Origin of the sequence: Undibacterium umbellatum, from assembly GCF_014284125.1 — a bacterium.
Classification (GTDB): domain Bacteria; phylum Pseudomonadota; class Gammaproteobacteria; order Burkholderiales; family Burkholderiaceae_D; genus Undibacterium; species Undibacterium umbellatum.
The window spans coordinates 451,162-469,159 of the sequence record NZ_JACOFX010000002.1 but is presented as its reverse complement, the minus strand read 5'-3'; the positions used below and the strand labels follow the sequence as shown (position 1 = coordinate 469,159).

The following is a 17,998-nucleotide window of genomic DNA, read 5'->3' as shown; positions in this document are numbered from 1 at the left end:
GCCGGGTATCAGCTTTCATTTGTGCTCTGCCTGCACAGAGCTTAAGTTATGCAATAAAAGGATAGCGCCATGTTGAATACCGAAGCACCAAGCATCAGCCACACCGAGCTCGATTTGTACCCGACCACGCAACTGGTTGACGTGCTCATTGATGACCAGTTGAATGCCGTACGCGCAGTCAGCCTGGCTGCAGCACAAATCGCCGCTGCTGTAGATGCGGCAACGCCCCGCATACTGGCCGGGGGGCGTCTGGTGTATGTAGGCGCGGGCACTTCTGGCCGCCTGGGTGTGCTGGATGGGGTGGAATTGCTGCCAACATTTTCATGGCCAAATGAACGCGCCCTGTCCTTGCTGGCAGGTGGCAAACAAGCCATGTTTGTTGCCGTCGAAGGTGCTGAAGATGATGCGGAGCAAGGTGCCAGAGAAATCGTGCAACTTGCCCTGACATCCAATGACGTGGTGTTGCTGATTGCAGCATCCGGTGCAACACCCTATGTACTTGGGGCCTTGCAGGCGGCACGCGCAGCAGGAGCCTTGACCATAGGCTTTGCCAACAACCCCGGCGCGCCTGTGACTTTGCAGGCTGAGATTGGCATCACTCTTGATACCGGTAGTGAAGTCATCTCAGGAAGCACCCGCCTGAAGGCAGGTACTTCACAAAAAGTCGCACTGAACAGTTTTTCCAGCGCCCTCATGGTGCGCTTGCATAAGGTTTATGGCAACCTCATGGTGGATGTCAAACCAACCAACGTCAAATTGCTCAGGCGCACCGTCAGCCTGACCATGCATGCAACTGGTCGCGATGAAGTGCACTGCCGCCGCATTCTGGAAGAATGCAATTTCCATGTCAAGATCGCTATACTCGCCATCCTGAATAACATCAGTGTCAGTACGGCAAGCGAGAAACTGCTGGCTTGTGGAGATGACTTGAGGCTGGCCTTGAAGACCAACTCCTAGCTTTCAAAGCGACGAAGCCTTACAGGCGTTACAATCAAGCTCGTTATTTGCTGAAGGTATTTACACCATGCGTTTGCGTCATATAGAAGTTTTTCATGCCATCATGCAGGCGGGCACGATCAGTGGGGCAGCGCAATTGCTGAATATTTCTCAACCGGCTGCCACCAAGGTCTTGCAGCATTGTGAAATACAACTGGGCCTGAAACTGTTTGAACGCATCAAGGGCAAGCTGCATCCCACGCCAGAAGCGCACAAATTATTTGCCGAAGTTGACAAGCTCAACCGTGACTTGCAATCAGTCCGCAGGCTGGCCAGCAACTTGAAGAACCATCCAGATGAAGCAGTCCGGCTGGCATCGACGCCGACCTTATCGATTACGGTAGTTCCTACCGCGCTGGCCGCCTGGCGCAAGAAATTCCCTCACGTACACTGCACGCTGGCGACGCACCACACTAGCGAGATTGTCAATGCCCTGCTATTGGGTGACGTGGATTTTGCCCTGTCCCTGTATGATCCCTGCCACCCAAATATAGCCTCCGAGCCCCTGATACGCGGCAGCATGACTGCCATCGCCCCACTAGGCAGCTGGTCTAAAGCGCTGGACAATACTGCCTTGCCGGTTGCCGACCTTCCCAAAAATTTGATCGCGCTGGACCTGGATGACCATCTCGTCAGCCGCGTCATGGATGCCTGCGAAGAACAGGGCTTGAGCTTTACTTCTTACACCGTGGTGCAAACCTACTTGCTGGCGAGGACGCTTGTGGAACTGGGCGCAGGCGCGGCAGTCATCGACCCCTTCACTGCCGCCACCTCCGACCATGACAAAGTGCAATGCCGCCCCTTATCGCCGAATGTGCCTGTTGATTTGTATTTACTGACGGTGAAATCAACGCCCCTGTCACGCTCTGCGCGCGCTTTTGTAGAATGCATCAAGGAGGCAGGTGCAGAGTTTATTGCCCGTACCAGCTAAAACAATTTGTAAATCGCAGTGAGTATCTGCTCTTCCCAGATACTCATGCTGGAATAAGCGCCTGGATTTTTATCGGGGTCAGCGGCCACACCGCCTATGACATAGATAATGCCATTGCGCGTGGTCGGATCAAACAGGAAGGCCGATTGCAGACCATAGGCAAAACCCAGGTGACCGACAGGCTTGAAGGAAGGCTGAGACTGTACCAACCTGTCGCCATAATGCGCGGCACTCGTGTCCGTGAAACGCTGGAAACCCAGTCCCCAGGATAAAAACAGGCCTCGGTAATCGTCGCCATTGTGAGTACTCGCGTCGTAGCGCCATTGCTCGGCAATCAAAGCTCTGACACTGGCTGGCTTTAGCAGGCGAACGCCATCAAGCTCACCTTCGTTCATCAGCATCAGCATGATGCGGCTCAAGCCTTGCATGCTGATGCGCAAGCCACCTTGCGGGCTGAACAAAGTCGCGTTCGTACCAGGCCGATAGTTTTGCAGTTCCCGCCTGATCAAAGGCTTATTGCGAAAATCATCTGTCTGTGCCACCCATGGGCCTTGGGCATTCCAGACTTCATTGGCCTGTTTGCGATACAAAACAGACAGGCGCGACAAGGCATCTGTCGACAAGAGTTCTGGGTGATATGCTCCTTCTATCTGCAAGGGTTGCAACACCAGTTCTTGCATCAGTAGATCAAAACGCTGGCCGCTGACGGCTTCCATGACAGTGCCAAGCACTCCCCAATTGAGATTCACATAATGGAAATAAGCACCGGGAGCAAAGTTTTCTCCTGGTTTGGCCTTTGCCGGATCAGCCCATTGCAGACCTTGCGAATAATTCTTGCCACCAGTCTGCAAAAAACTCTGCATGCTAACATCAGCCGGGAAGTTATAGCCACCGTCATCACGCAGGGATGAGATATGGCTAAGCAACATGCGGGTAGTAATAACTCTATCCGGATAATGCGGGTTCCTGATTTGGAAGCCCAGGTAGCTACTGATATCGGCCTCCAGATCAAGCTTACCTTGCTCTACCAGACACATCGCAGCGATGGCAGCCACCATCTTGGAAACTGAGGCAACGCGATACAGGGTTTGCGTATCAGCAGGCAAATTATTGGCCGGGTTTTTCTGGTCGAAATAGCGTTGACCAAACTGCTGCTGGTAAACGACTTTGCCAGACTTGATTGCCAGCACAGACAGGCTGGCGAGTGTTTTATCAGGCCGTGCAGCAATAGCAGCCAGTTGCTGAGTCACCTGCCGTTCATTTGCTGCCTTGCCTTGCGCCATAACCAGGTTTGCCATTAGGGACATAAGCATGAGCAGGTAACTGGCAGGAAAGTACTTCATCCCTAGTCAATGCGCAAATAGGTTTCCCGCACGACGACCGGGTCGCCACAATTGAAATGCCACCATTCGCTATTGATGCCACGAAAACCGCCATGTGCCATTGCTGCCCGCAAAATTCCACGCTGATCAAGCTGGTGCTGGGTCAATTGGCCTTCGGACAGCATTCTTTGTTCCAGCGCAGGATGGGATTTTTCTTCCAGGGCATCAAAGCCACTGCCCATATCCAGTTCTTTACCATCAGCGTCAATCAATGTGACATCCACCGCCATGCCAAAGGAGTGGATGGAACCGCGTGCTGGATCAGCGACATACATGCGCAAGGGTGTGCCATCCAGATGCTGCCACAGCATTTCCTGAACCCTGTGCGGGCGCAGCGCATCCAGTACCAGAATGCGTAAACCGGGGTGATGCTCATGCAACCAGTTGACGGCAGCTTGCAGCGCGTCAACAGCTTCTCTGTGCAACCAGCTACAGTCCAGCTCACCATATAATTCACGGCCGACAAAATTGTCAGCACCGACATAACGTAAATCGATAACAATGCCGCTGACGGTATCCAGCCGGCAAAAATCAGGATGATCTGCAATCAATTCACAACGCACAAAGTCTCCACGCAACAGAGTTTTTCATACAGGCAGCATAGGGGCAGTCACCAGTGCCTGCCAATGAATACTTGCCGATCACATATAACCGCAAGGAATGCTCAAAATCGGCACTGCTCTCGCAATCCGGCAGTGTTTATTTTAGTACTTTATTGCGCGCCGCTACATCAACATCCAGATAACGCCAACTGGTAAAGTCTACAGGGTGGCGGTAATAATTTTGCAGCCAAGGCTGTAATAAATCTGCCGTCACAGGGTGTATACGCGGCACCCAAGGTGTGTAACCGTGCATGAGTTGGGCCATTTGCCGGTATATCGCCGTTCTTTCTGGGCTGTCACCGAGGCGCATCGCCTGTTCATACAATGTATTAAAGGCAGGCAGGTTAAAGCGGGAGTAATTGGCACGACCAGCGTTTGGTCCATACAAGAGCTGGTAAAAATTCTCGGCATCAGGGAAGTCGGCTATCCAGTTGGCTTCTGTCATCTGTACCTTGCCCAGACGGGCTGCACGCAAGACTTCAGAGTGCTTGTCGGTCTTGAAGCTGACATGTATGCCCAGGGCATCAAGATTCTTGCGCCAGACTTCATCACGCAAACGACCTGTGGTACTGGCCAGGCTATGCATTTGCAAATGCAGCGGCTGACCATCCGGCAAGTTACGATAGTGATCCGCCCCACGCTTGTAGCCAAATTTATCCAGCAGGGCATTTGCCAGTTTCAAGTCATATTGCACTGGTGTTTTGTAGTTGGGATCGTAGCCCAGTACATTCGGTGGCAAAGGTGATTGCGCCTGTATCGCCAGACCTTTTTCCATCAGGGCGATGTCTTCCTTGCTGTCATAGCTGAGAGCAATGGCACGACGCAGCGCGATTTTCTCAGGGGTATAACCACCTATCACCGGGTCCTCCATATTCATCCACATGTAATAGGTTTGCAGGGGGGTAAACAGGGACAGACGTATGCCCCGCTGCTGCAAGGCAGGTTTTAATTTACCATCATCGAGAACCATATTCGACAGTGGCGGCGGCACCTGTTCCAGATAATCGAATTCATTATTAAGGAAGCCCAGCACACGTGACTGCTGTTCTTCCATGATTTTGATCTCGACCTTACTGACACGCGGTAAAGTTTGCCCGGCCAGGCTGGCGGCGATTTTCTTTGTAGCGTCATCCGTGCCCTGGTCATTGAACAGCGTCTTGCGGTACTGTGGGTTAGCGAGCAGCTCTATACGAAAACTGCGTTGCCAAGTCCCCAAAATAAAGGGACCAGTGCCTATGGGATGATTACCTACCTGATTCCCATAGGCATCGACCACCTCTTTTGCCATCGCCCCCGTTGCAGTGGTCGCCAGAATGAACAGGAAATTGCTATCTGGTGCATTCAAACGTATGCGCAGCGTGTATTTATCAACGGCTTGCAAACCAGGAATATTGGTTTGCAGATCAAACTCCTGCTTTTTGCCATCTTTCGCGGTACTGGGCCGGAGTTTTTCATCGCCAAGCAACTTGCCTTCAAACATGAATAGCCAGGGTGATTTGACTGCCGGATCATAAATACGCTTGATGCTGTAGATATAATCTTCTGCCGTCAACTCCCTGGGCTTGCCTTTGAATGCCGGGTCGGGCGTGAACATGATGCCTGGTTGCAGGCGCAAGACATAGGTCTTGCCCTGATCCAGAATTTCTGGCATGGCTTTCAGAGTATTCGGCTTGAGCTTGACCGGACGCGCCAGATAGTCGTAGCGCAGCATGGGCTCGAAAATATTTTCATTGATACTGACAGATGGCACGTCCGATGCCACAGCCGGGTCCAGACTACTTTCGGGTGTACTCACCAATACCCGCAAGACTTTTTCTGTACTGGCTGCCGCCTGCGCAGGCAAAAGCTGTATCAAACTACACAAACCCAGCGATACCGCAAACAAAACTCGCAAACTCATGCTTTCACTCCAGCGGTTTCAGCCAGACGCGGATTAGCCTTGGTCAGGTAAAACCATTCTTCACCGGCTTTGGCACTCACATCAGGAAAAATGATGCGTCCAGCCTGGTCTGCCCTGACTTCACAGCCATCGGCACGTATGCCTATCAGCTCACCCTGTGTCAATTGATCAAAGCTGCGCCATTCGCGCACAAAACTATCGTCATCATGCAATTTATCGATGACGTCATAAATACGCAAGGCTTCCATTTCCGTGACTGGCTCTGGTGCTGCACCGGCAATCAAACCCAGGTGACGCAGACTGTTGATGATGGCGGCATAAGCCACTTGCGGCGCTTGCGGGTCCTGATGCTGGCCGCATTCCAGTGTCATGGCATAGCCACCAACTGAGCGCATGTATTCTGTCGTGCCGACGCCAAACTGGGTATTGGCATTGGCAATCGTCTTGGCATCAGCATCATGGGCCAAGCGCTGCTGGCGGCGCTGTACGCCACGCGCATAGGTACTCAGCCAGCCGTCCACCAGCCTGTGTACACCAAGGCGCATGGCCATTGCCAGTTCATGTTTTTCATGACTGAATGATTCTATGGCGCCACGGTTATTCTCAGGCCCGATCAAGACAAAGGGTTCCCCCTCACCACGGAAAGAATGCAGGTCCAGCAAGACATCATGCTGCGCCAGCAAGGGGCAAAGCCAGTTTGCCACATGGTCTTCAAATTCTTGCACATCTTTCGTTGGTATCAGGCGGCGATTCAGGTTACGTTCGCCCTCCCTTTGTCCAAGCTGGTAGGCCAGCGGATTACATACCGGTACCAGTGTCAGCCGTCCGGCCAGCAATTGCAAACTGCCCGCCTCCAGTTCAGCAATGACGCGGCGTATGGCTACGGTTCCGCAAGTTTCATTGCCATGCACAGCACCCGTGACAATGACACTGGTGCCAGGCTGTGGCGAGCTATAGCAGGAGCTTTGAAAATGAAAGGAATAGATATTTGTATTCATGCTTTATTCAGCTTTTTTACCAAAGGCCGGGTCTACTTTAATCAAGGCAGTGACGACGAAAGTAGGCACGGCGGCGATGCATATCCACACAAAGAAATGAGCGTAACCCAGGTACTCTTGCAAACGGCCACTGATCATGCCGGGCAACATCATGCTTAGCGCCATGAAGCCGGTGCAAATTGCATAATGCGCAGTCTTGTGCTCGCCATCGGCGATCATGATCATGTACAGCACATAGGCGGTAAAGCCAAAGCCATACCCCATTTGCTCTATGGCGACGGCGGCACCGATCAGATAAATATTTTGTGGCTGCACAAAAGCCAGATAGACATACACCAGATGCGGCACATTGATAGCCAGCGCCATGGGCCAAAGCATGCGTTTCAAACCAAAACGCGAGATCAATGCGCCACCAGCCAGACCACCTATGGTCAAGGCAATCATGCCCATAGTGCCATATACAATACCGACTGCCTGCGTGGACAGGCCCAGGCCGCCTTTATCCACACTATCAAGCAAGAATGGAGGAGCCATTTTGACCAGTTGCGCTTCGCCAAAGCGATACAGCAAGAGGAAGGCAATGGTCAGCAGAATGTTTTTCTTTTTGATGAACTTGCCAAAAATCGTGAAGAAAGTCGCCACTACCTGATTTGGGTCACCATGCGCCGTATCGCTGGCGGGCCGTGGCAGGGCCCATTTATGATAAACAGCCAGACTGATAAACTTCATAGCCAGCACGCCAAAAACCACGATCCAGGCAAACTTGACATCCCCCGTCAAATCACGCAGCGAACCTGCCAGATAGACCAGAGCCCCCTGCCCGTACAGCATTGCCATGCGAAAAAACATACTGCGCACACCAACAAAAGCGGCCTGCTGATGCTGTTCCAGTCCCAGCATGTAAAAACCGTCAGAACTGATGTCATGGGTAGCGGCACTGAATGCCAATAGCCAGAAAACCAGCAGCGTCGCCTGGAAAAACCCAGGCATGGGTATGGTCAGGGCCACCAGGCCAAACAGCGCACCGATCACCAGTTCCAGCGTAATGATCCAGAAACGCTTGGTCTTGAACATGTCCACAAAAGGTGACCAGAAGGGCTTGATCACAAAGGGCAGGTATAACCAGCTTGTATATAAGGCAATGTCCGAATTGGAAATATCCAGGTTTTTGTACATAATGACGGAAAGTGTCATTACCACGACGTAAGGAATCCCCTGACTGAAATACAATGAAGGTATCCAGCGCCATACACCACTAGGAGCGCTGGGTGACACTTCAGATTTTTTGACTGCAGCAGCTGTCTCGCTTGTCATCTTGATCTTTTTCTTAAGTAGTAGAGCATCTTCCCAGTAAAATACCGGGATTGCGATTGAAATTTTGCCGCTGCTTCATAGCAAAAAGTTATAAGCCGAACGCATCTTTTCATTCGCTGCCAGTAACAGAAGCGCCCTATGATAAACGAACAACTGCCAGTTATTGCAATTCAGCGCCACGATGCCGTATCAATTTTTCCAGAAACTTGCACAAAGCCTGCACAACAAACCCGTCCATGCCATCTGACCAGCAAATATCCGCTCAGCAAAGCACAGCCATTGCGCTAGGGATAGATGCGGGTGGCACGCAAACCCGCTGGGCGCTGGCAAGCAAGGACGAGCAAATACTCGCCAGTGGAACTGCCGCGGGGCTGACCGCGCTGCAAACCGACACGCACGAAGGCATACAAGCCCTGGAGCAAGTGTTTGCCGGGCTGGCCGCCGCGACCAGCAGCCATGGCCAGGTTGGCAGCATACGTGCAGGTATTACCGGTTTTGGCGGTGATGCGCGCACTTTGCCAGATATGTTGGCGGATTGCTTTGGCCTGCATCAAGCTCATGTCTCTGTCAGCAATGACATAGAAATTGCCTATCTGGACATTTTCAAACCGGGAACCGGTTACCTGATCTATGCAGGCACCGGCTCGATTGCTGCCTATATCGATGGCAATAGTGAATTTCACCGTGCCGGTGGCCGTGGTTATTTGCTGGATGATGCCGGTGGCGGTTTCTGGATAGCCCGCGAAGCCATGCGCCAGCTCTGGCGTGCAGAAGATGAACATCCCGATCACTGGAAAGAATCCGAAATGGCCAAGCGCCTGTTCAAACTCATAGGCGGCAATGACTGGAATATATCTCGCGATTTTATCTATCACCGCAGCCGCGGCGACATCGGTAAGCTGGCGCTGGCCGTGGCAGCATCCGCCAATAGTGACCCGTTAGCCATGGCCATACTCAAGAACGCTGGCAAGGAACTGGCGCGCCTGGGCACGGCCATGTGCACCCGCTTTGGCAACAAACCCATCGCACTCGCCGGCAGGGTACAAGAACTGCACCCTGCCATCGTAGAATCCCTGCGTCTGCATCTGCCGCCAGAAATCAGCCTGCGCCAGAGCACTTGCGAAGCCCATTTTTCCGCAGCACGACTCGCTGCCCGACAACTCAAAAAACAATCATGAATAAAGTCAGCCTATATAGCTTATTAGCCGCAATCAGCATCTTCATCAGTGGCTGTGCCACGGTCGGCCCGATGGGCAAGCTCGATACCACTATCTCTGCCAAGAGCCAGGAAGAACGCGTGCAATTCATCATCCTGCACTACACGGCACTTGATCAACCCACTTCATTGCGGGTGCTCAGCCAGCAGGCAGTCAGCGCAAATTATCTGGTGGGCGATGAAGACCCCGTCAAGGTCTGGCAGTTGGTGCCGGAGAACCGCATGGCCTATCACGCCGGACTCAGCGAATGGAAAGGCTATAGCCGTATGAATGCCAGCTCCATCGGCATAGAAATCGTCAATCTCGGCTTCAAGGATACGCCGGAAGGCAGGATTTACTTCCCCTACCCGCAAGCCCAGATAGACCGCGTGATTGCCCTGGTCAAGGATATCTCCTTGCGTTATCAGATACGTCCGGAATACATACTCGGCCATTCCGACATTGCCCCCATGCGCAAATCCGACCCAGGACCACTCTTCCCATGGAAGCAACTGGCCGATGCCGGTCTTATCCCCTGGCCCAAGGCAGAAGAAGTCGCACAGCGCATGACAGCCTATGAATTGCAATTACCAGAGATCAAATGGTTCCAGCAAAAACTCGCTCAATTTGGATATGGTATTCCGCAAACCGGCTTGCTTGATGAGGCAACCCGCAGTGTGCTGGTGGCCTTCCAGACCAAGTACAGGCCAGCAAAATTTGACGGCATGCCAGATGCAGAAACCGCCGCCATGCTCGACACACTGGTTGCTAATCTGAAAGCGAAATGAGCATGGCAGGGGCTACGCCGCCAATCCTCATCATCCCGCCGCAATTGCTGGAACAGCGCAATTTGCTGATCCAGCAAGAAGCCAGCGAACTGGTATTGGCAGAAACAGGCGAAGATGGCTGGCAATATCTGCTGACACCAGAGGCCAATCTAGCCTGGCAGGCAATGAAGCAAGCCGCCAACCAGGATGGCATCGCACTGCTGATGATCTCGGCCTTTCGCAGCATCGCCAGACAAACCGAGATCATCAGCAACAAACTGGCAGAAGGTAAAACCCTGGAGGATATCTTGCTGGTCTGTGCCCCACCCGGCTATAGCGAGCATCACACTGGCCGCGCCATCGACATAGCCACGCCAGAAGACCCGGAACTGGAAATTTCTTTCGACACCACAACAGCCTTTGCCTGGCTGCAAAACAATGCGAAGCGCTTCGGTTTTTACATGTCTTACCCGCATGGAAATAGCAGCGGATTTCAATATGAGCCCTGGCATTGGTGTTTTCAGCCTGAATGAAATTAATCCAGTGTCTGCCTATACCTCTTCAAAGCCACAAACCCCGCCAACAGCAAAAACACCAGCATGGGCCAAAGCTCTGGTACGAGTTGGCCTGCAGTGTTTCCCTTCAATAAAATGCCCCGCACGATGCGCAGGAAGTGTGTCAAGGGCAAGGCTTCTCCTATGACTTGCGCCCACTCTGGCATGGCGCGGAAGGGGAACATGAAGCCGGACAAGAGCATGGATGGCAGGAAGAAAAAGAAGGTCATCTGCATGGCTTGTAACTGGTTTTTTGCTATCGTCGAAAAGGTGAAACCGACTGCCAGGTTGGCCAGAATGAAGACACCTATCATGCTCATCAGCAGGCTGAAGCTGCCCATCATAGGTACGTCAAATAACAGGAAGGCAGCACTGATGATGACGCCCAGTTGTATATAGCCCATCAGTACATAGGGCAGGATTTTACCGACCATGACTTCTGCCGGGCGCACTGGCGTTGCCAGCAAGTTTTCCATGGTGCCGCGCTCGCGTTCGCGTGTCATGGCCAGTGAAGTCAGCATGACCATGGTCATGGTGAGTATGGTGCCTATCAGGCCGGGGACGATGTTATAGCGTGACAGGCCCTCGGGATTGTAACGGCGGTGCACACGCACTTCATAAGCTGGTGAGTCGGTTTGCAGATATTGCAAAGGGCCTTTCAAGTCATGATGCAGGGCCTGAGTGGCAATGGCATTCAATGCAGCAATCGCATTGCCCGATGCCGATGGATCGGTCGCATCGACGGATATCAGTAAAGCCGGCTTGTCACCGCGTACCAGTTGCTGAGTGAAGTGTGGAGGTATCACCAGCATGAATTGTACTTTGCCGTTTTCCAGCAAGGCTTCGGCCTCTCGCTCACTCTGGCCTACCGAGTCGATACGGAAGTAACCCGTGTGTTGCATGGCAACCACAAAGCTGCGCGCCATGGGGCTATTGTCTGTGCTGACCACGGCAGTTGGCAAACCTTTTGGGTCCGTATTGATGGCATAGCCAAACAGGATGAGCTGCAAAATGGGGATACCTACCGCCATGGCAAAGGTCAGGCGATCACGCATCATTTGCTGGAATTCTTTGATGAAGATGGCAAACATCCGGGCCAGAGAAAAACGCTTCATGCTGTCACCTTTTGCCGTATTTTCTGTATTTTCTGTGCATCATCCTTGGAAAAATTATCCGGCGCACTGGCGATCAGGCTGATGAAGACATCTTCCAGATTGGCGGCACTGGGCGTGATTTGGATATTAGCCTGATGCCTGACAGTGTCCAGAGCCTGCAAGATCAGTGCTTCGTCCAGTCCGGCCACATGAACAGCATTGCCGAAAGCAGCGACACTTAGCACACCCGGTGCTGATTTCAATGGTTCCAGCAAGGCACCTAGTTGTTCACCTTGCAGTGTCCAGACCTTGAGTTTGGAGTCACGTATGATTTCGGCCTCGGTACCACGCGCCAGTATTTTTCCGTAGGCGATATAGCAGAGTTCATGGCAGCGCTCTGCTTCATCCATATAGTGGGTGGACACCAGCACGGTAATGCCCTGGCCAGCCAGCAAATGAATCTGGTCCCAAAAATCACGACGGGCTTTGGGATCTACCCCAGCAGTGGGTTCATCCAGCAAGAGCAGGCGTGGTTCATGGATGAGGCAGGCAGCCAGTGCCAGCCTCTGCTTCCAGCCGCCCGACAGAGAGCCAGCCAGTTGATGCTGGCGTGCGGTCAGGCCCAGTCTTTCCAGCGATTGATCAACCGCATTTTTTCTGGATGGCAGTTCAAACAGGCGTGCCACGAAATCCAGGTTCTGGCGTATCGACAAATCGTCGTACAGCCCGAATTTTTGCGTCATATAACCTACCTGGCGCTTGATCTGTTCTGCCTGTTTGATGATATCCAGACCCAAACATGAACCAGTGCCAGCATCGGGTGTAAGCAAACCACACAGCATGCGTATGGTGGTGGTTTTGCCGCTGCCATTCGGTCCCAAAAAACCACAAATACGGCCTTTGGCGACTTGCAGTTCGACTTTGTCGACCACGGCGCGGCCACCATAGGATTTGCTCAGACCATGCACGTCTATGGCAAGATTACCCCTATCGACGCTGGTATTCACCGTGCTTTTCCTGAGCTTGTTACAGCAGCCAGCAGTGATACGTCCAAAGGCTGCCCGGGGTGCAGCAAGAGTTTGTCAGGCTGGTCAGGTTTGGCCTCGACCATGAATACCAGTTTGGCTCTCTGTGCATTTGAATAAATCACTGGCGGCGTGTATTCAGCCTGGCTGGCGATGCGGGAAATGTGGGCAGGGATAGCTGCCCCGCAGCCATCGCAATGCAGACTGACTGCCTGGCCAACAACGATCTTGCCCAGTTCACCTTCCGGTACAAAGAACCTGGCTTTGCGGTTTTCTGGCGGCAGCAAAGACAGCACTGGCTGGCCCGGTTGCACATATTCACCCTGACGAAAAAATACTTCGACTACCAGGGCATTCGCGGGTGAATTTTGTGATTTCTGTCCTGAGCGCCAGGCGGTCTGGCGCAATGCTTCTTTTGCCGCATCTGCACTGGACTGGGCGGCGGCACGTTCATCTGCGCGGGCTGGCAGTTTAGCGACACTCAGCGTGGCATTCAATTCTGCCACGCGTGCTTCACTGAGTTTGACATTGGTTTGTGCATCGTCCACACGGGATTTGGAGACGAAGCCCTGCCCCACCAATTGCTGTTGGCGTGCCAGTTCCTGCCTTACCAGCGCCGCCTGTGCCTGGGCACTGCTCAGTTGCGCCAGGGTGACTGCGATCTCTTCATTGCGCCTGCCTTTTTCGGTATTGCTGGCTTGTGCCCTGGCACTCATGAGACGGGCGCTGGCTTCGTCATGGGCAGCATTTTCAGCTTCCGCATCAAGTGCAAACAGCAAGCTGTCCTTGGCTACTTGTTGCCCTGCCTGCACTTTGATGCTGTCCAGCTTGCCGCCCAGCGGAGCCGAAATATAGATGTATTCCCCTTCGGCGTAGCCTGACCAGTTGGCGGATGGTTTTTCGTTGCAGCCAGCCAGTATGGCAAACGTAGCGAGAGCCAAACTCATTGTGGTAGCCAATTTGAATTTTCTATGCACGGTGTAACTCCTCATTCGTTGCAGCCAGGGCATACAGGGCACGGCTGACGCGGTCGGCAATGGCGGCATCGCTTAACACCTGGCTCAAGGGTTCTTGCAATATGGCCGGGACAAAGCCCATGTCCAGTGCTCGCGGAACGATGACCATGGGGGCGGCGATACTCCCCATCAAAAACGCCAAAGCATGGGTAGGCTGTGCCACGGCTATCTCACCGGCCTGCATGGCTTGCATCAGCAAGCCGGTGATCAGTATTACGTGGCGTGCGCCATTCTTTTCGAGAAACTGCCTGGCGACTTTTTCACCCTGGGCAGCATCTGCCCAGACCCGCCCTATCCAGCTACCATGCTCACGCAATAAACGCCCCAACAAACAAAGAGCTTCGCGCAGACGCTGTACAGGCGAGCCTTCGTGATTAACTTCCGCCTGTAGTTGCGCGAACACTTCCTCATACATGGTCTGCAGCAACTGGGTCAGGAAATTGTCTTTGTTTTTGAAGTGGTAATGAAACATGCCTACATTCACCCCCGCATGTTCAGCCAGCATGCGCAGGGACAAGCCACCGCAGCCATGCTGGGCAAACAAGGCGCGGCCACTTTGCAATAAAACTTCATCGAGCTGTTGGGATGGTCGTGCCATTTTTTCTATCTCTAACAGTTATTATTCAGTTGACTAATAATTGAAGTTTGCGGGCGTGCAAGAGCTAAGTCAAGCGTTTTTTGAAATCTTGGCAAATGCTTGTTTTTTAAAAAATGAAGCAATGCAGCCCCTGCGAAGCATAGTCCGCTGCAATAAATATCGCCCTCATTTCATCCGCTGCAAACGCATTCCGATACTAGAAAATTGCACTTCGTCGCTTGCGGCTGGCGGCCTGCATGGTTGCAATCTACAGTGGAATCACTCCCACCCGAATTGAAAGGAAATATCATGAACATCACAGCAAACATGGACGGTGTTGTCCTCGCTACCATCGCACTGGTCATCCTGAGCAGCCTGGTGCGCGTCATCATCGCTTAAGGACAACCCATGCTAGGCTTTCTGATCTGGATTATCTTGTTTGTGCTCTGCTGGCCTGTAGCCATACTGGCACTGGTGCTGTATCCACTGGTATGGCTATTGCTCCTGCCCTTCCGCCTGCTGGGAATAGCGGTGAGTGGTGTGTTTGAATTTTTGCGGGCCATCTTGATGTTGCCTGCCAATTTGTTAAAAAGCCGTCCATGAATCTGGACGGCTTTTTAGAAGTTAGCGGCCAAACGCAAAATCTGGTCAATGCGCGTGATTGAATAACTCATGCAACTCTTCAAATCTGTCGTCCACTTCATCGGCAGACAAACCCAAAAACTCGCAGGCGGCTCCGCCACCCTTTTCCCATTCGCAAGAAAACTCTTGCCCATGGTATTTTTGTATTCCATATTCAGCTATTAATGCCAGGGCAATCAGGCTTTTGACTGATTCGTCGGTATTTGGGTCATTGAGCACACTGTAGTCGTGATGCAAGAGTATGGCCAGCGACACACTCTCAGGTAACCCCCAGGTGCGCGCCATCAGTGAACCTATGGCGGTATGCGAAGTGGCGTGACGATGGTCTTCTACTGCTGTAAAAGTATCCTGCGCTTCCTGGTTGGCCAACTCCAGCGTCTCTGCATAATCGGGAAAACGTTCCAGCAACAAAGGTATTCCTATATCGCAAAACAGGCCAAAAGTATGCGCTTGATCAGGCGGACATACGCGCAAGCGTCTCGCCAACTGCGTCATGGCCTGGGCGCGCTTGGTAGAAAAGTCCCAGAATTTGACCAGGGAGATTTTCTCAATCTGTATGCTTTGCCTGGCAATTATGCCTGTCATCAGATTACCGCACTGGGTAATCCCCAATAAATTCACTGCGTGCTCAACCGATTTGGCCTTCAGCCGCAGACCAAAGAAAGATGAATTGGCAAGTTTCAATAAGGAAGCTGACATGGCCACATCATTAGCAATGATATTGGTCAGCCTGCGGGGATCTGGGTCATCTGCCGCCAACTCCGCCTGTACGTCAGCCAACAAGCTGGGGCGTGGCGGGATGCGTATCGTCTTGATAAGTGCATCTACGGATTGTTCAGTGGTCAGCTTGGGAGCTGCGGCGGTGCTTGTCATAATGGTACGCTAGGGGAAATTACGCTTATAAATCACATTGTAAGCGTAATTGATTGCTGTATAGAAAAACCTGCGCATAATTCCCGTCCCAGCATCGCCAGTTATTTGATGGGTATGGGGGTACTGCGATCAACAGGAACAGCGGTCACGCTATTCTTAGGTGACCCTTCTATCAATTTGTCAGAATATGTTAAATACACTAAAGCGTTGCGTTTTTGATCCACCATACGGACGATGCGCAGTTTTTTGAACAGGATGGACAGGCTCTGGTTGAATACTTCGTCCTGCTGTTTCAGAGGCCCGGTGAAACTAATAGGGCCAACCTGGCGGCAGGCGATTGAGGCGTCAGACTTGTCTTCTGCCAGACCCAGGCCACCTGAGATGCCGCCCGTTTTTGCTCGTGATATGTAACAGGTTACACCATTCACTTTGGGATCATCATAGGCTTCTATCACGACCTTATGGTCGGGGCCTATGAGTTTAAATGCAGTATCTACACTACCTATATTTTCTGCTTGTGCCGTGAGGCTGCATGCAGAAAATGCGCTGAAGACAGCGACGGCGGCAAATTTCAGTGGTAACAGTTTCATAATCTCGCTCTTTTACTGGAGGCGCCCAAGCCGGGCGCCTCAGGAAGATCAGGCTTATTGTTGTTTATTCAAGTGTGAATGGGCTTTGCTGTACAGGAAATATATTGCAATTGCAACTGCCATCCAGATAAAGAATACATGGTAAGTAGTGGCCGACAAGTCCTTCAGGATATACAAGCAAGCCAATATGCTCAAGCCCGGTATCAGGTAAGGACCAAAAGGTACACGGAAACCACCTGCACCCTCGCCCAGTTTTTGCCTGCGGATGACAGGCACGGCAACCGATACCACCATGAACGCAACCAGGGTGCCCATGCTGACCATATCCCACAGGAAGGTCGAGTCAACCAGGCCAGCGACTATGCCCACCAGCACGCAAACCATGATGGTATTGCTGACAGGTGTACGGGTGCGGGCATGCACACGCTGGAAAGAACTGGGGATCAAACCATCTTTGCTGATGGCAAACAAAATCCGGCTTTGGCCGTAGATGGTTACCAGGGTCACGCTGAATACCGAGATCACTGCACCTGCAGACAAGATCAATGCGGGCCAGGCTTTGCCTGTGACATTTTGCAAGATCACTGCCAGGCCAGCTTCCTGACCTTGAAACATCTTGGCTGGCTGAGCACCAACAGCCGCAACCGCTACCAGCAAATAAAACACGGTCACAACGATCAGTGCCGCCATGATACCCAGCGGCACATTACGCTTGGGGTCTTTGACTTCTGCACCCGCCGTTGCCACGGTATCAAGACCGATAAAGGAAAAGAATACCGTACCGGCAGCCGCAGTTACACCCGCCATACCAGCCAGCCCCTTGCTGTTGTCAGTATTAAAGAAGGGAGTGAAATGCTCGGCATTAAAACCGGAAAACGCGACGATGGCAAAGAAAGTCAAGATAAGCAGCTTGATGATCACCATGACTGCATTCACTGCGGCCGACTCCTTGGCGCCACGCAACAGCAGTATGCAGCATATGGCAACCAGGATCATGGGTGGCAAATTGAATTGTCCAGCATGGAATTCGACCCCATTGACACCTGCGACTATCATGGGCGAACGTAACATCTCCGGTATTTGCCAGCCCAAGGCATTGGTCAGGAAATTATTCAGATATGCCGACCAGCCTATCGCCGTAGCACTTGCTGCAAGACCATATTCAAGCAACAGACAAGCAGCAACGATGAAGGCGCCAAATTCACCGACTGTTGCATAGGCATAGGAATAAGAAGAACCGGATGCCGGGATACGGGAAGACAACTCGGAATAACACAAGGCAGTCAAACCAGCTGTAATTGCAGCTATGATGAAAGACAAAATAACCGAAGGGCCAGCCTTGGGCACAGCTTCTACCATGGTGAAAAAAATACCGGTACCGATGGTAGAACCGACGCCTATCATGGTCAGGGAAAACAATCCCAGCGATCGATGCAGGCTATGGCCCTGATCATCTGTCACCTGTTCACTATGGTCTATGGGCTTGGTACGGGTCATTTGTTGACCCAGGCTAACTTGTCTCAAGATCTATCCTTCTGCTT

18 protein-coding genes are annotated in these 17,998 nt (G+C 52.3%); 6 read left to right on the top strand and 12 right to left on the bottom strand.

Features of this window, described 5'->3' with window-relative positions:
* Positions 1 to 69 precede the first annotated feature (69 nt).
* Together H8L47_RS06575 and H8L47_RS06570 are read left to right on the top strand one after the other, a co-directional pair.
* Positions 70 to 957, top strand: coding sequence for an N-acetylmuramic acid 6-phosphate etherase (locus H8L47_RS06575; RefSeq protein ID WP_186952507.1), 888 nt, complete (start codon positions 70 to 72; stop codon positions 955 to 957).
* 67 nt (positions 958 to 1,024) lie between these two features.
* Entirely contained in the window at positions 1,025 to 1,927 is a 903-nt protein-coding gene (locus H8L47_RS06570) for a LysR family transcriptional regulator (protein ID WP_186952505.1), read from the top strand.
* On the opposite strand, the gene H8L47_RS06565 is transcribed toward H8L47_RS06570, so the two are convergent.
* The 5 genes from H8L47_RS06565 to H8L47_RS06545 all read right to left on the bottom strand — a co-directional run bounded on the left by H8L47_RS06565 (position 1,924) and on the right by H8L47_RS06545 (position 8,123).
* The gene (locus tag H8L47_RS06565) at positions 1,924 to 3,270 is read right to left on the bottom strand and encodes a serine hydrolase domain-containing protein (RefSeq protein ID WP_186952503.1); all 1,347 of its coding nucleotides are present in this window, start codon (positions 3,268 to 3,270) and stop codon (positions 1,924 to 1,926) included. The two genes, H8L47_RS06570 and H8L47_RS06565, sit on opposite strands and share 4 nt — an antisense overlap.
* 2 nt (positions 3,271 to 3,272) lie before the next feature.
* Positions 3,273 to 3,872: a M15 family metallopeptidase gene (locus tag H8L47_RS06560; protein ID WP_305263586.1), complete on the bottom strand. Its 600-nt coding sequence runs from the start codon at positions 3,870 to 3,872 to the stop codon at positions 3,273 to 3,275.
* A gap of 136 nt (positions 3,873 to 4,008) precedes the next feature.
* Positions 4,009 to 5,811, bottom strand: coding sequence for an ABC transporter substrate-binding protein (locus H8L47_RS06555; RefSeq protein WP_186952501.1), 1,803 nt, complete (start codon positions 5,809 to 5,811; stop codon positions 4,009 to 4,011).
* Entirely contained in the window at positions 5,808 to 6,809 is a 1,002-nt protein-coding gene (locus tag H8L47_RS06550; protein WP_186952499.1) for a M14 family metallopeptidase, read from the bottom strand. Before H8L47_RS06550 ends, H8L47_RS06555 begins: the two co-directional genes overlap by 4 nt.
* A 3-nt stretch (positions 6,810 to 6,812) precedes the next feature.
* Complete coding sequence (locus H8L47_RS06545; protein WP_186952497.1) at positions 6,813 to 8,123, bottom strand: AmpG family muropeptide MFS transporter; 1,311 nt, start codon at positions 8,121 to 8,123, stop codon at positions 6,813 to 6,815.
* Between the two features lie 236 nt (positions 8,124 to 8,359).
* Between H8L47_RS06545 and H8L47_RS06540 the strand changes: the two genes are divergently transcribed.
* The 3 genes from H8L47_RS06540 to H8L47_RS06530 are packed head-to-tail and all read left to right on the top strand — an operon-like array spanning position 8,360 to position 10,619.
* The gene (locus tag H8L47_RS06540; protein ID WP_186952495.1) at positions 8,360 to 9,301 is read left to right on the top strand and encodes an N-acetylglucosamine kinase; all 942 of its coding nucleotides are present in this window, start codon (positions 8,360 to 8,362) and stop codon (positions 9,299 to 9,301) included.
* On the top strand, positions 9,298 to 10,107 hold the full coding sequence (locus H8L47_RS06535) for an N-acetylmuramoyl-L-alanine amidase (RefSeq protein WP_186952493.1): 810 nt from the start codon (positions 9,298 to 9,300) through the stop codon (positions 10,105 to 10,107). The genes H8L47_RS06540 and H8L47_RS06535 overlap by 4 nt, the downstream gene beginning before the upstream one ends.
* Positions 10,104 to 10,619, top strand: a complete 516-nt coding sequence (locus tag H8L47_RS06530; protein WP_186952492.1) for a M15 family metallopeptidase — start codon at positions 10,104 to 10,106, stop codon at positions 10,617 to 10,619. Before H8L47_RS06535 ends, H8L47_RS06530 begins: the two co-directional genes overlap by 4 nt.
* A gap of 2 nt (positions 10,620 to 10,621) precedes the next feature.
* Here the strand turns inward: H8L47_RS06530 and H8L47_RS06525 are convergent, their stop codons facing one another.
* From H8L47_RS06525 to H8L47_RS06510, 4 genes are read right to left on the bottom strand one after another with little or no spacing between them, the layout of a single operon-like run.
* Entirely contained in the window at positions 10,622 to 11,755 is a 1,134-nt protein-coding gene (locus H8L47_RS06525) for an ABC transporter permease (protein WP_186952491.1), read from the bottom strand.
* Positions 11,752 to 12,741 (bottom strand): ABC transporter ATP-binding protein, encoded by a 990-nt coding sequence (locus tag H8L47_RS06520; protein ID WP_186952489.1) that lies wholly within the window; start codon positions 12,739 to 12,741, stop codon positions 11,752 to 11,754. The genes H8L47_RS06525 and H8L47_RS06520 overlap by 4 nt, the downstream gene beginning before the upstream one ends.
* Positions 12,738 to 13,706, bottom strand: a complete 969-nt coding sequence (locus H8L47_RS06515; protein WP_186952487.1) for an HlyD family secretion protein — start codon at positions 13,704 to 13,706, stop codon at positions 12,738 to 12,740. The genes H8L47_RS06520 and H8L47_RS06515 overlap by 4 nt, the downstream gene beginning before the upstream one ends.
* Positions 13,707 to 13,728: 22 nt before the next feature.
* A complete protein-coding gene (locus tag H8L47_RS06510; RefSeq protein WP_186952485.1) occupies positions 13,729 to 14,373 on the bottom strand; it encodes a TetR/AcrR family transcriptional regulator in 645 nt (214 codons plus the stop codon).
* Between the two features lie 387 nt (positions 14,374 to 14,760).
* Between H8L47_RS06510 and H8L47_RS06505 the strand changes: the two genes are divergently transcribed.
* Positions 14,761 to 14,955, top strand: coding sequence for a hypothetical protein (locus H8L47_RS06505; RefSeq protein WP_186952483.1), 195 nt, complete (start codon positions 14,761 to 14,763; stop codon positions 14,953 to 14,955).
* A gap of 45 nt (positions 14,956 to 15,000) precedes the next feature.
* On the opposite strand, the gene H8L47_RS06500 is transcribed toward H8L47_RS06505, so the two are convergent.
* The 3 genes from H8L47_RS06500 to H8L47_RS06490 all read right to left on the bottom strand — a co-directional run bounded on the left by H8L47_RS06500 (position 15,001) and on the right by H8L47_RS06490 (position 17,954).
* The gene (locus tag H8L47_RS06500) at positions 15,001 to 15,867 is read right to left on the bottom strand and encodes an HDOD domain-containing protein (RefSeq protein ID WP_186952481.1); all 867 of its coding nucleotides are present in this window, start codon (positions 15,865 to 15,867) and stop codon (positions 15,001 to 15,003) included.
* A gap of 101 nt (positions 15,868 to 15,968) precedes the next feature.
* Entirely contained in the window at positions 15,969 to 16,457 is a 489-nt protein-coding gene (locus H8L47_RS06495) for a CreA family protein (RefSeq protein WP_186952479.1), read from the bottom strand.
* A gap of 54 nt (positions 16,458 to 16,511) precedes the next feature.
* The gene (locus H8L47_RS06490) at positions 16,512 to 17,954 is read right to left on the bottom strand and encodes an APC family permease (protein ID WP_186953092.1); all 1,443 of its coding nucleotides are present in this window, start codon (positions 17,952 to 17,954) and stop codon (positions 16,512 to 16,514) included.
* Between the last annotated feature and the right edge of the window lie 44 nt (positions 17,955 to 17,998).